This is a genomic window from Streptomyces alanosinicus, assembly GCF_014650595.1.
Lineage (GTDB): Bacteria > Actinomycetota > Actinomycetes > Streptomycetales > Streptomycetaceae > Streptomyces > Streptomyces alanosinicus.
Map to the genome: position 1 here is coordinate 1 of NZ_BMVG01000079.1, position 12,882 is coordinate 12,882.

Genomic DNA, 12,882 nt, shown 5'->3' on the forward strand with positions numbered 1-12,882 from the left:
CGGGGTTCTGGACCCCGCCCGGGTAGCGGCAGGCCATGCCGACCACGGCGATCGGCTCGCCGGAGACCTTGCGCTCTGCCTCGGCGAGCCGCGCGCGGGTGTCGCGCAGATCGGCGGTAGCCCGGCGTAGATATTCGAGAAGCTTCTCCTCGTTGCTCACCGAGCACACCCCTCCTATGTCTTTCGACTTCGCGTCTTTCGGTGTGCCGGCGCGAGTCCCCGTATATCGGCACGCATTTGACGAACTCACGTCGGACCGAGATACCTGGAAATTACTTCGCCCTCGTGTGCGAGCCCACCCCTGAGCGCTGCCCTGGCACCCCTAGAACCCGGGCGAACCCACTTCCGACCTGGTGCACCCCTAGGTCCGCGTTGACAAGTTCGGGGTCGGGACAGGGGTTGGTTAGGGGTGTCGCCGCCTTCGGCGGGTCAGTACGGTCACGTTCGGGGCCTTCTCGAACGGATCTTTTCCGTTCTACCAGTGAATCCCGATCCTGAATCCGCTTGCGGCCAGGGACAAAGGAAAATGTCTCACTTCATCCCGGCATTACCGCAGGGTTTCTCTCATAACGCATCGACCGAGCGCCTGGGGCCCCACGTCCCCACGGCGCTCGATCGGCGTGCGCCCCGGACCCCCCACCACAGCAAGCAATGAGTACGTGACACGCGGATGCGTACCTGATACGCTCTGCGTACCACGTACGCCGAGAGGATATGGACGATTGCCATGTCGGAACTGAAGCCCAAGGCAGGAATGAAGGAGTGGTGCGGCCTAGTGGTGATCGTCCTGGTCACCCTGCTGGTCGCCATCGACGTATCGGTCCTCGGCTTCGCGATCGCGCCGCTGAGTGAGGACCTCTCCCCCAGCGCGACGCAGCTGCTGTGGATCATGGACATCTACAGCTTCGTGCTGGCCGGCACCCTGGTGACGGTGGGTTGGCTGGGTGACCGCATCGGCCGTCGCAAGCTGCTGCTGTTCGGTGCCCTGATGTTCGGTGTGGCCTCGGCGGCCGCGGCCTTCTCCACCAGCCCCGAGATGCTGATCGCCTCGCGTGCGGTGCTCGGCCTCGCGGCGTCCACCCTGACGCCGACCTCGCTGGCCCTGATCCGCAACATGTTCCACGACTCCAAGGAGCGCAAGGCCGCCATCGCCGCGTGGGGCGGCACCCTGACCTCGGGCGCGGCGATCGGCCCGGTCGTCGGCGGTCTGCTGCTGAACAACTTCTGGTGGGGCTCGGTCTTCCTGATCAACACCCCGGTCATGGTCATGGTCCTGATCCTCGGCCCGTTCCTGCTGCCGGAGTACCGCGACCCGAACCGCGGCCGCCTGGACCTGGTCAGCACCGTGCTCTCGCTGGCCGGCATCATGACGCTGATCTACGGCTTCAAGGAGCTGGTGATCAACGGCTACAGCCGTAACCCGGCGATCTGCGCCGCGGTCGGCGGTGTCCTGCTCGTCGCCTTCGTGATCCGTCAGCGCTTCGCCCGGGACCCGATGATCAACATTCGGCTCTTCGGCAACGGCGGCTTCAGCGGCGCGGTGATCACCAACATGATGGTGGCCTTCGCCCTGATGGGCAGCAGCGTCCTGACCAACCAGTACCTGCAGATGGTCCTCGGCTACTCCCCGCTCAAGGCCTCGCTGTGGTCGCTGGCACCGATGCCCGCGATCGGTATGGCCGTCGGCATCACCCCGGCCCTGGCCCGCAAGGTCAAGCCCTCGAAGATCATCGGCGGTGCGCTGCTGATCATCGCGGCCGGCTTCGGCATCCTCACCCAGGTCAAGGTCGACTCCAACATCGCCGTGGTCCTGGTCGGCGTCGGTCTGCTGGCCGGCGGCATGGTCGCCTGCAAGACGCTGTCCGCCGAGATCGTCGTCACCTCCGCGCCGCCGGAGCAGGCCGGTTCGTCGGTCGCCGTCTCGGAGACCTTCACCGAGTTCGGTATCGCGATGGGCTTCGCCACCCTCGGCAGCATCGGCTCCATGGTCTACCGCCACGACATGTCCGACGTGGCCCCGACCGGAGTCGGCGGCGGGGCACTGCACGCCCTGCGCAACACCATCGGCGGCGCCGCGGACGTTGCCTCCCACCTGTCCAACGGCGCCGGCGGCAAGCTCATCGCCACCAGCCGCGACGCCTTCACCCACGGTCTGCAGATCGCCTCGCTCGCCGGTGCCGGCCTCATGGTCTTCACCGCCCTGATCGCCGCCCTGCTGCTGCGCAAGACCCCCATCGAGGCGGCTCTGCCCGGCTCCCTGGAGGCGGCGCAGGCGCAGGAGGACGGTTACGTCGAGCCGGCGGCCCGGACCATCACCCGGACGGACGGAACCCCCGCCGCCGTCCACCACTCTTCGGCCGCCTGAGTCGCTTCCCCCGGGCGACACCGGCCGAAGAGCACGGAAAGGACCCGCCCCCGTCACCCACACCGGTGACGGGGGCGGGTCCTTTCGTCGACTGTCGTCCTCGCGGGGATGCCGCCCCGCACCGGTGGCGAGCCGGGCGGGGCGGTTACGACGCCCGGCCGCGGTCCAGCGGGGTCTCGCCGGCGCGTTCCCGGATCAGCACCTCGATGCCGTCCAGGACCCGCTGCAGGCCGAAGCCGAAGTCGTCGGTCGTGGCCTCGAAGGTGCCCGCGTCGATGAGCTCACGGACCGCCGGGAAGGACTCGGCGTCCACGAACTTGTCCATGGCGCGGCCGTAGTTGGCCATCAGCTCGGCCTCGCTCTTGCCCTGGCTGGCCAGGCCCGTCGACAGCTGGGCGTTGTTGCGGACGAAGCCGACCATCAGCAGCATCGCCGAGAGCTTCTCGTCGGGGGTCAGGCCCGTACGGCCGAGCGTGCGCAGCCCGCGTTCCAGCCAGCTGAGCTGGCCCGGCTCCAGCGGCGGGCCGCCGACCGGGATCTGCAGCATCCACGGGTGCTCGCGGAACACCGTGAGGAACGCCCGCGCCCACTGCTCCAGGCCGGCCCGCCAGTCGCCGTCCCCGGAGCCGATCTCCGGCGGGCTGCCGTACGCCATGTCGACCATCAGGGACTGCAGTTCGTCCTTGCTGGAGACATGCCGGTACAGGGACATCGTCGCGAACTCCAGGCGTTCGGCGACCCTGGCCATGGACAGCGCCCCGAGCCCGTTCTCGTCCGCGAACTCGATCGCGGCCGCGACGATACGGGCCGTACTCAGCCCGGTCCGCCCGCGCTGCCCCCGCTCGCGCAGGTCCCACAGCACGCCGATGCTGCTCGGCAGCCCCGTGCTCTCACCGCCGTTCATGGCCCGTCCCGCCTTCATACGCTCTCTTCCACAGATCCGATGCGTATCACGCACGCATACGCGTCCATCGTATGCGCCGAATGCCCGTAAGCGGTACGCCGGCGAACGGCCTGTCTGCCGTTCCCGTTCTCCGGCCTTGAGGTCAGGGACCCGCCGGCCCGGCAGCGGCACGGGAAAATGGCCGCACCGGCGCAGGAGACGGAGCCCCGGAAACATGTTCTCGCGCGCCGCTCGAATTCCGCTCGAATTTCGGCGGAGTCCGACCGGAGAAGCCGATGCCGGCCCGTGATGCCGTACGCCGTGCATTCCATCGAAACCCGAAACCGCCGGAATGCGCCATTCCCACGGCCCCAGTACGAACCCCATGGACCCCTAATCTCGCCCCTTCCCGGTGGGACGGACGCCATGACGCCCTGACACCCAGAATTAGGGGTTTTCCGGGCCGGGAATTCGAAGGAGCCTGCACGGGGTGAACTCCGTTTTGGCGGAAGCCCCGACGACCACGACGACGACTTCGACGATCGATCCAGACCGGGTCCACGCACCCCGTGCGGACGGATGAGAGAAGGAACCATGACGGAACTCACCAGTACGGAACCGGGGACGCAGGTGCGTGCCTTCCCGCTGGAGCGCGGCTGCCCGTTCGCTCCTCCGCAGCAGTACGCGGAGCTGCGCGAGGCCGAGCCGGTCTCGAAGGTGAAGCTGAAGTACAACGGGCGTGAGGCCTGGCTGCTGACCCGCTACGAGGACATGCAGCAGATGCTGCGCGACCCCCGCTTCGAGTCGGACATCGCCGACCCTGGCTACCCCCTGCAGTTCGCGTTCCCGCTGGACCTGCTGGAGCAGGGCATCGTCAGCAAGACGCTGTTCCACATGGACCCGCCGGTGCACACCAAGCACCGCATGATCCTGATGCCGGAGCTGACGGCCAGGCAGGTCGAGGCGATGCGGCCGCGCACCCAGGAGATCGTCGACGAGCTGATCGACGCGATCCTCGCGCAGGGCCCCGGCCCGGTCGACCTGGTCAAGACGCTGACCGCGCCGCTGCCGTCGATCCAGACCGCCGAGCAGCTGGACCTGCCGCGCGACACGACGGACCTGTTCTACCGCTGGATCGCGCTGCTGGTGACCCAGGGCACCGCCGAGGAGCACGCCTCCGCCAACGCCGAGGTCGAGATGCTGCTGCACCGGCTGATCGCCGAGCGCAAGGCGAACCCCGGCACCGACCTGATCAGCAACATCATCAAGCGCAACGACGAGCGCGGCGGCGAGCTGAGCGACCTCGACCTCAGCGCTCTGGTCCGCACGATGATCGCGGGCGGCCACGAGAGCACCCTGAACGGCATGACGGTCGGCATCTTCACCCTGCTGACCCACCCGGAGCAGGCCGCGCTGCTGCGCGAGCACCCGGAGCTGGGCGGCCAGGCCGTCGACGAGCTGATGCGCTACTCCACCGTGTCCGACCACGGCACCGTCCGGGTCGCCAAGGAGGACGCCGAGATCGGCGGGGTGCTGATCAAGAAGGGTGAGGGCGTCATCTGCGCGCTGCAGGCCGCCAACCGCGACCCGCGCGTCTTCTCGAACCCCGACACGCTGGACTTCCACCGCAAGGAGGCGTCCGCGAACCTCGCGTTCGGCTCCGGCCACCACCGTTGCGCCGGCCAGACCCTGGTCCGGATGCAGATGGAGGTCCTCTTCTCGACGCTGCTGCGTCGCATCCCCGGCCTGCGGCTCGCCACGCCGGTGGACGAGCTGCCGTTCAAGGGCGAGACGGCCCTCATCGACGGGCTGCACGAGCTGCCGGTCACCTGGTGAAGGAGGAACGTTCATGCTGCAAGTTGTGATCGACAAGGACGTGTGTGTGGCCTGCGGCGCCTGTGTGGTGTCCGGCCCGGACGTCTTCGACCAGGACGACAACGGCCAGGCGATGCTGATCGTCGAGCCCGAGGAGTCGCTGCGCGAGCAGATCCTGGAGTCCATCGACGCCTGCCCCGTGCAGGCCCTCAGCCTCGTCGAGGAGCCCGCGCAGAACGCGGCCTGACCTCCCGTCGGCCGGCCGTGGCACCCCGCCAGGGCCGGCCCCGACCCGTTCCCGACCCCCCGGCCGTCCCCGGCGCGCGCCCGGCCCGCCCGGACCGGCCGGTCCCGTCCGCCCGGTGACGCAAGGCTCGTCACCGGGCGGACCGCGAACGTCCCGGACCACAGAAGTTCTCTCCGTCCGCTGCGGACAACGAAGGTGTGGAGTGCAGATGACTGAGCCCGGAAACCCCGGCACCCACGGCGGTCCGACCGGTGAGCCCGCGGCGCCCGCGGCGGCGGAATCCCCGCTCGTGACGGACCTCGCGGCATTGCCGACCGCCGAGCAGACATACCGACTGCTGGGCCTGGTGCGCGAGCATGTGCTCGCCGTGCTGCGCTCCAAGCACGCCGATGTGCCGGAGTCCGTGGCGGGCACCGGCGCGGCGGCGACACCGGTCGACCCCGACCGGTCCTTCAAGGATCTCGGCCTCGACTCCGTCGCCCTGCTGGAGCTGCAGAACCGGCTGAACGGGGCCACCGGCCTCAGCCTGCCGCCGACGGTCGCCTTCGAGCACCCCTCGCCGGCCGAACTCGCCGCCCATCTGCGCACCGAGGTGCTGGGCCTGCCCGAGCGGGAGACGGCGCCCGCGGTGCGGGCCGTGTCCGCGAGCGACGAGCCGATCGCGATCGTCGGCATCGGCTGCCGCTACCCCGGCGGGGTGGCCTCCCCGGAGGACCTGTGGCAGCTGCTGGAGGACGGCCGCCATGTGCGGGACCCCTTCCCCGAGGACCGCGGCTGGGACCTTGAGGCACTGTTCTCCGACGACCCGTCGACACCCGGGACCACCTACGTCCGGCACGGCGGATTCCTCGCGGACGCCGCCGAGTTCGACGCCGACTTCTTCGGCATCAGCCCGCGTGAGGCGCTGGCGATGGACCCGCAGCAGCGGATCGTGCTGGAGACCGTGTGGGAGGCCGTCGAGCGGGCCGGCATCGACCCGCACGCGCTGCGCGGCACCGAGGCGGGCGTGTTCATCGCCGCCGAGCCGCAGGAGTACGCCATGCGGCTGCACGAGGCCCCCGACGGCCTCGACGCCTATCTGCTCAGCGGCAACGCGCCGAGCGTCATCTCCGGCCGGGTCGCCTATGTGCTCGGCCTGGCCGGCCCGGCGCTGACCGTCGACACGGCCTGCTCGGGCTCCCTGGTCGGGGTCCACCTCGGGGTGCAGGCGCTGCAGCGCGGCGAGTGCTCGCTGGCCCTGGCCGGCGGTGTCACCGTCATGGGCAGCCCGGGCACGTTCACCGCGTTCAGCCGGCAGCGCGGACTGGCCCCCGACGGGGTCGTCAAGGCGTTCGCCGAAGGCGCGGACGGCACCGCGTTCGCCGAGGGCGCCGGCGTCTTCGTCCTGGAACGGCTCTCCGACGCACAGGCCAACGGGCACCCGGTCATCGGTGTCATCCGCGGCTCCGCCATCAACCAGGACGGCGCCTCCAACGGTCTGACCGCGCCCAGCGGCCGCGCCCAGCAGCAGGTCATCCGGCAGGCACTCGCCAACGCCGGGCTGACGGCCGCCGAGGTCGACGCCGTCGAGGCACACGGCACCGGTACCACTCTCGGCGACCCGGTCGAGGCCCGCGCGATCATCGCGACCTACGGGCAGGACCGCGCCGAGGAGCGTCCGCTGTGGCTCGGCTCCGCCAAGTCCAACATCGGGCACGCCCAGGCGGCGGCCGGCGCGGCCGGCGTCATCAAGATGCTGATGGCCATGCGCCACGGCACCCTGCCCCGCACGCTGCACGTGGACGCGCCCACCCCCAACGTGGACTGGTCGGCCGGCGAGGTACGGCTGCTGACCGAGCCGGTCGCCTGGCAGCGGGGCGAGGAGCCGCGCCGCGCGGGCGTGTCCTCGTTCGGTGTGAGCGGCACCAACGCGCATCTGATCCTGGAGGAGCCGGCCGCCGCCGAGCCGGAGCCCGCGGCCGCGACCGGCGGCCCGGTCCCGCTGGCGCTCTCCGCCGCCACCGACACCGCCCTGCGCGCCCAGGCCGGACGCCTGCTGGAGCACCTCGCCGACGACCCCGCCGTCCCGCCCGCCGACCTCGCCCTCTCCCTGGCCACCACCCGGGCCCTGCTGCGCCACCGTGCCGTACTCGTCGCCGAGGACCGCGAAGAGGTGCTGACGGCGCTGCGCGCGCTGGCCGACGGCGCCGAGTCCCCCGCCGTGCACACCGGCACCGCCGACGGCGGCCGGCTGGCCCTGCTGTTCACCGGCCAGGGCAGCCAGCGGGTCGCCATGGGACGGCGGCTGTACGAGACGGAAGCCGTGTTCGCCGCCGCCCTCGACGCGGCGATCGGCCATCTCGACCTACAGCTGGAACGCCCGCTGCGGGAGGTGCTGTTCGCCGCGGAGGACAGCGCCGAGGCGGCGCTGCTCAACGACACCGCGTACGCCCAGCCCGCCCTGTTCGCCGTGGAGGTCGCCCTCTTCCGGCTGCTGGAGTCCTGGGGGGTTCGGCCCGACCATCTCGCCGGGCACTCCATCGGCGAGCTGACCGCCGCCCATGTCGCCGGGGTGCTGTCGCTGGAGGACGCGGCGACGCTGGTGGCCGCGCGCGGCCGGCTGATGCAGGCGCTGCCCGGGGGCGGCGCGATGACCGCGGTGGAGGCCTCCGAGGAGGAGGTGCTGCCGCTGCTCGACGACACGGTGGGCATCGCCGCGGTCAACGGCCCGCGCGCGGTGGTGATCTCCGGCGCGGCCACGGCCGTGGAGGCGGTCGCCGCCCGGCTCGCCGAGGCCGGGCACCGTACCAAGGCGCTGCGGGTCAGCCACGCCTTCCACTCGCCGCTGATGGAACCGATGCTGGAGGAGTTCCGGCAGCTCGCGGAGCTTCTCGACTACCGCGCCCCGCGCATCCCGATCGTGTCGACGCTGACCGGGCGGGCCGCCACGGCCGAGGAGCTGTGCTCCCCCGAGTACTGGGTGCGGCACGTCCGTGAGGCGGTCCGCTTCCACGACGCCGTACAGAGCCTGGCCGAGCTGGGCGTCACCACCTTCCTGGAGCTGGGCCCCGACCCGGTGCTGTCCGGCCTCGGCCGGGAGATCCTCGGCGCGGACGCCGAGTTCGTCGGCTCGCTGCGCCGCGGCCACGACGAGCCGCAGCAGCTGACCGCCGCGCTGGCCCGGGTGCACGCCCGGGGCGCCCGCGTGGACCTGGGCGCCTTCTTCGCCGGCCGCGGGGCACGCCGGGTGGCGCTGCCGACGTACGCGTTCCAGCGCGAGCGCTACTGGCTGTCCGCGTCCGCCGGGCGCACCGAGGCGGCCGGGCTCGGCCAGGTCGCCGCGGACCACCCGCTGCTCGGCGCGGTGGTGCCGCTGGCCGACACCGGGGCGACGGTGCTGACCGGCCGGGTCTCCCCGCGCGCCCAGGCCTGGCTGGCCGACCATGTGATCGCGGGCAGCACGCTGCTGCCGGGCGCCGCCTTCGTCGAACTCGCGCTGCGCGCGGGCGAGGAGGCCGGGCTGACCCGGGTGGCCGAACTGATCATGGAGGCGCCGCTGGTGCTTCCGGCCACCGGTGCGGTCGCGCTGCAGATCGTCGTGGACGCCCCCGGCGCGGACGGCCGCCGTGCGGTCACCTTCCACTCGCGCGACGAGGACGCCCCGGCGGACGCGGCCTGGACCCGCAACGCCTCCGGTGTGCTGACCGCCGAAGAGACCGGCCCGGCCGGGGACTTCGATGCCGCGGTGTGGCCGCCGCGCGACGCCGAGAGCGTCGACCTGACCGGCCTGTACGACGAACTGGCGGGCCAGGGCTACGAGTACGGGCCCGCCTTCCACGGACTGAAGGCCGTCTGGCGGGCCGCCGGGGAGGGCTTCGCCGAGGTCACCCTGCCCGCCGAAGCGGCCGCCGAGGCCGCCGAGTTCGGCCTGCACCCGGCCCTGCTGGACGCGGTCCTGCAGGCCACCGACTTCGCCCTGCCCGAGCTGTCCGGCGACGGCCCCCGCCTGCCGTTCGCCTGGTCGGGGATCAGCCTCTACGCGGCCGGCGCGCACACCCTGCGGGTGCGGATCACCCCGGCGGGCACGGACTCCGTGACGCTGGAGCTGGCCGGTGCCGACGGGCGCGCCGTGGGCCGGGTCGAGTCCTTCACGGTGCGGCCGGTGGACACCGAGCAGCTGCGCGGCGTCTCCCGCGCCCCGCTGTTCCAGCTGCGCTGGATGCCGCACCCCATGCCCACCGCGGCCACCGAGGCCGCGCACACCGCCGTCCACACCGTCGCCGCGGAAGCGGCGGACGCCACCGTGCCCGAGCGAGTGCGGGCCGCGACCGGCGGCGTGCTGGCCGCGGTGCGGTCCTGGCTCGCCGACGACTCCTCGGGCACGGGCCGGCTGATCGTGCTCACCCGGGGCGCGGTCGCCGTGACACCGGACGAGGCGCCCGATCTCGCGCAGGCCCCGGTGTGGGGTCTGGTCCGCTCGGCCCAGGTCGAGCACCCCGGCCGGTTCGTGCTGGTGGACACCGACGGCTCCCTCGACGAGGCCGAGCTGGAGCGGCTCGCGGCCGGGCTGTCCGAGGGCGAGGCCGCCGTCCGCGACGGCGCCTTCCTCGTGCCCCGGCTGGCCACCGTCCCCGACGCCCCGGGCCGGCCGTCGCCCTGGAACAGCGAGGGCACGGTTCTCATCACCGGCGGCACCGGCGGTGTCGGCGCCGCCGTGGCCCGCCACCTGGTCGCCGAGCACGGCGTACGGCATCTGCTGCTGACCAGCCGGCGCGGCCAGGACGCCCCGGCCGCCCGCGAACTCGCTGCCGAACTGGCCGAGTCGGGCGCCGAGGTCACGCTCGGCGCCGTGGACGTCGCCGACCGCGCCGCGCTCGCGGCCGTACTCGACGCGATCCCCACCGACCGTCCGCTGACCGCCGTCGTGCACGCGGCCGGCGTCATCGACGACGGCCTGGTCGACTCCCTCGACCAGGACCGCCTGGACACCGTGCTGCGGCCGAAGGCGGACGGCGCCTGGCATCTGCACGAGCTGACCCGCGAGAACGACCTGACGGCGTTCGTGCTGTTCTCCTCCACGGCGGGCTTCCTCGACGGCGGCGGCCAGGCCAACTACGCGGCGGCCAACGTCTTCCTCGACGCCCTCGCCGCCCACCGCCGCGCCGCCGGCCTGCCCGCGACCTCGCTGGCCTGGGGACTGTGGACCGGCGTCGGCGGCATGGGCGCGGACCTCGACGAGGCCGCCCTGCGCCGCATCGACCAGCTCGGCCTGCAGGTCCTGTCCCCGGCCGAGAACCTCGCCCTGCTGGACGCCGCCGTCCTCGGCGCGGAACCGGCCGTCGTGCCCGTACGCTTCAACCTGCGCGCCCTCCAGGCCCGCGCCGCCGGCCTCCCGGCCGTGCTGTCCGGCCTGGTCCGGCCCGCCCGGCGCAGCGCCGGGGCCCAGGTGGCCGACGTCGAGGAGTCCCTCAGCCGCCGCCTCGCGCAGCTGTCCCGGGCCGAGCGCGGCGAAGCCCTGCTGGAGCTGGTGCGCACCCAGGTGGCCGCGACGCTCGGACACAGCGGCGCGGACCGGGTCGCGGCCGCCCGCGCCTTCACCGAGATGGGCTTCGACTCGTTCGCCGCCGTCGAACTGCGCAACCGGCTCAGCTCGTCGATCGGCGTCCCCCTCTCCGCCACCCTCATCTTCGACTACCCCTCCCCCACCGCCCTCGCCGACCATCTCGCCTCCCTCCTCGGCGACTCCGAGGACACCCGGAGCAAGGCGGCCGCCCGCGTCGTGGCGCCGGTGGACGACGACCCGATCGCGATCGTCGGCATGGCCTGCCGCTATCCGGGCGACGTCGGCTCCCCCGAGGAACTGTGGCAGCTGGTCCACGCGGGCCGCGACGCCGTCTCCGCGTTCCCGACCGACCGCGGCTGGGACTCCGACGTCTACGACCCGGAGCCCGGCAAGACCGGCAAGAGCCTCACCGACCAGGGCGGATTCCTCTACGACGCCGCCGAGTTCGACGCCGAGTTCTTCGGGGTCAGCCCCCGCGAGGCCCAGGCCATGGACCCGCAGCAGCGACTGCTGCTGGAGACCGCCTGGGAGACCTTCGAACGCGCCGGGATCGACCCGCACGCACTGCGCGGCAGCGACACCGGCGTCTTCGCCGGCGTCATGTACCACGACTGGGGTCTGCGCCTCGGCCCGCTGCCCGAGCACCTCGCCGGTTACCACGGCAACGGCAGCCTGGCCAGCGTCGTCTCCGGCCGCGTCGCCTACGTGCTCGGCCTGGAGGGCCCGGCGGTCACCGTCGACACGGCCTGCTCCTCCTCGCTGGTGGCCATGCACTGGGCGGCGCAGGCGCTGCGCCGCGGCGAGTGCGGCCTGGCCCTCGCCGGCGGTGTCACCGTCATGTCCACCCCGGACACCTTCGTCGACATGAGCCGCCAGGGCGGTCTCGCCGCCGACGGCCGCTGCAAGTCCTACGGGGCCGGCGCGGACGGCACCGGCTGGGGCGAGGGCGTGGGTCTGCTGCTCCTGGAGCGGCTGTCCGACGCCCGCCGCAACGGCCACCAGGTGCTGGGCCTGCTGCGCGGCTCCGCCGTCAACTCCGACGGCGCCTCCAACGGTCTGACCGCGCCCAACGGCCCCTCCCAGCAGCGGGTCATCCAGCGCGCCCTGCAGGACGCCGGGCTGACCACGTCCGACGTCGACGTCGTCGAGGGGCACGGCACGGGCACCACGCTCGGCGACCCGATCGAGGCCCAGGCGCTGCTCGCGACCTACGGCCAGGACCGGGACGCGGACAAGCCGCTGTGGCTCGGCTCCATCAAGTCCAACATCGGCCACACCCAGGCCGCCGCCGGCGTCGCCGGCATCATCAAGATGGTGCAGGCCCTGCACCACGGTGTCCTGCCGCGCACCCTGCACGCCACCGAGCGCTCACCGCAGGTCTCCTGGGAGATGGGCGCGGTGGAACTCCTCAACGAGCCGGTCGCCTGGCCGTCCTCCACCGAGCGCGTACGCCGCGCGGGTGTCTCCTCCTTCGGCATCAGCGGCACGAACGCCCACGTGATCGTGGAAGAGCCGCCGGCACTGGAAGCCCCGGCCGCCGAGGAGGACGGCGCGCGTGATGGTGTCGTGCCGTCGCTGGTGCCGTGGGTGGTCTCCGGACGTACGGCACAGGCGCTGCGGGGCCAGGCACAGAGCCTGGCCGCGTACGCCGAGAACCTGAACGACGCGGACATCGCCTCCGTCGGCCGCGGTCTGGCCGCCCGCCGGGCCCGCCTCGACCACCGCGCGATCGTCCTGGCCGAGTCCCGCGAGGACCTGCTGGCCGCTCTGACGGCACTGGCCGAGGACACGGCATCGGCAGACGTCGTCACCGGCTCGGTGCGCGAGGGCAAGACCGCGTTCCTGTTCACCGGCCAGGGCGCCCAGCGTCTGGGCATGGGCCGTGAACTGCACGCCGCGTTCCCGGTGTTCGCCACCGCCCTCGACGAGGTCGCGTCCGCCGTGGACGCCTACCTCGATCGCCCGTTGTTCGAGGTGATCTGGGGCGAGGACGAGGAACTGCTGAACAGCACCGCCTACACCCAGCCCGC

At 72.5% G+C, this 12,882-nt stretch carries 6 protein-coding genes; 4 read left to right on the top strand and 2 right to left on the bottom strand.

Annotation, left to right across the window (positions count from 1 at the left end; all coding sequences use genetic code 11):
* Window positions 1–250: polyketide synthase docking domain-containing protein (locus tag IE277_RS50045; RefSeq protein WP_373311016.1), on the bottom strand; the 250-nt coding region annotated here is incomplete at its 3' end.
* Between the two features lie 477 nt (window positions 251–727).
* On the opposite strand from IE277_RS50045, the gene IE277_RS45520 reads away from it, so the two are divergent.
* Complete coding sequence (locus tag IE277_RS45520; RefSeq protein WP_189959866.1) at window positions 728–2,365, top strand: MFS transporter; 1,638 nt, start codon at window positions 728–730, stop codon at window positions 2,363–2,365.
* Between the two features lie 145 nt (window positions 2,366–2,510).
* Here IE277_RS45520 and IE277_RS45525 read toward each other — a convergent pair whose 3' ends face one another.
* A complete protein-coding gene (locus IE277_RS45525; protein WP_229882557.1) occupies window positions 2,511–3,287 on the bottom strand; it encodes a TetR/AcrR family transcriptional regulator in 777 nt (258 codons plus the stop codon).
* Between the two features lie 555 nt (window positions 3,288–3,842).
* On the opposite strand from IE277_RS45525, the gene IE277_RS45530 reads away from it, so the two are divergent.
* The 3 genes from IE277_RS45530 to IE277_RS45540 form a co-directional block, all read left to right on the top strand.
* Window positions 3,843–5,084 (top strand): cytochrome P450, encoded by a 1,242-nt coding sequence (locus tag IE277_RS45530; RefSeq protein ID WP_189959867.1) that lies wholly within the window; start codon window positions 3,843–3,845, stop codon window positions 5,082–5,084.
* 13 nt (window positions 5,085–5,097) lie between these two features.
* Window positions 5,098–5,310: a ferredoxin gene (locus IE277_RS45535; RefSeq protein ID WP_229882558.1), complete on the top strand. Its 213-nt coding sequence runs from the start codon at window positions 5,098–5,100 to the stop codon at window positions 5,308–5,310.
* Window positions 5,311–5,518: 208 nt separating this feature from the next.
* Window positions 5,519–12,882, top strand: a 7,364-nt coding sequence (locus IE277_RS45540) for a type I polyketide synthase (RefSeq protein WP_189959868.1), incomplete at its 3' end; no start/stop codon positions are given.